The 854-nt window shown below is 69.4% G+C and carries 1 protein-coding gene; it reads left to right on the forward strand.

Annotated features, from left to right (window positions below):
* Positions 1-35: 35 nt before the first annotated feature.
* Positions 36-844 (forward strand): IS5 family transposase gene (locus IO24_RS0139975; protein ID WP_420823265.1). Its coding sequence is split into 2 segments (ribosomal slippage): positions 36-378 and positions 378-844, totalling 810 coding nucleotides; the frame shifts between segments, so codons are not numbered across the junction.
* Positions 845-854 lie beyond the last annotated feature (10 nt).

The following is an 854-nucleotide window of genomic DNA, read 5'->3' on the forward strand; positions in this document are numbered from 1 at the left end:
CGTTTCTGATGGCGTGATCGCTCGTTGTGCCGTGCATGACGGATCTGCTGGAGCGGTTGGTGCCGGACGAGTTGTGGACACTGTTCCGGCGGGTGGTCCCGCCGACGGAGGTCATACGCCCGCAAGGCGGCGGCCGACGGCGGGCCGGGGACCGCGAATGCCTGGCGGCGATCATCTTCGTAGCCACCTCGGGCTGCACGTGGCGGCAGCTGCCGCCGGTGTTCGGGCCCGCCTGGCCTACTGTCTACCGGCGCTTCGCCCAGTGGAGCCGGGACCGGGTCTGGGCCCGGCTCCACCGCGTCATCCTGGACGAACTCGGCGCTCGGGGCGAGCTGGACTGGTCGCGGTGCGCGATCGACTCCGTCAGCGTCCGGGCGGCAAAAGGGGGCCACTGACCGGACCGAATCCGACCGACCGAGGCAAGCCGGGATCGAAAATCCACCTCATCACCGACCGAAACGGCGTGCCGCTGTCACTGGGCATCTCCGGCGCCAACACGCACGACAGCCTCGGCCTGCAGCCGCTCGTGCGAGGAATCCCGCCCGTCCGCTCCCGCCGCGGCCCGCGCCGCCGGCGTCCCGCCAAGCTCCATGCCGACAAGGGATACGACTACGACCACCTGCGGCAATGGCTTCGCGAGCGTCGCATCCGCCACCGCATCGCCCGCAAGGGCATCGAGTCGTCCACGCGGCTCGGCCGACATCGCTGGGTCGTCGAGAGAACGGTCTCCTGGCTGGCCGGATGCCGAAGGCTGCACCGCCGCTACGAGCGAAAGGCCGAACACTTCCTGGCCTTCGTCGGCATCGCCGCAGCCCTCATCAGCTACCGCCGACTCACCAAGTGAAACAACGTCT

The sequence above is a fragment of the Streptomyces flavovariabilis genome, assembly GCF_000725785.1.
GTDB classification, from domain to species: Bacteria; Actinomycetota; Actinomycetes; order Streptomycetales; family Streptomycetaceae; genus Streptomyces; species Streptomyces hawaiiensis.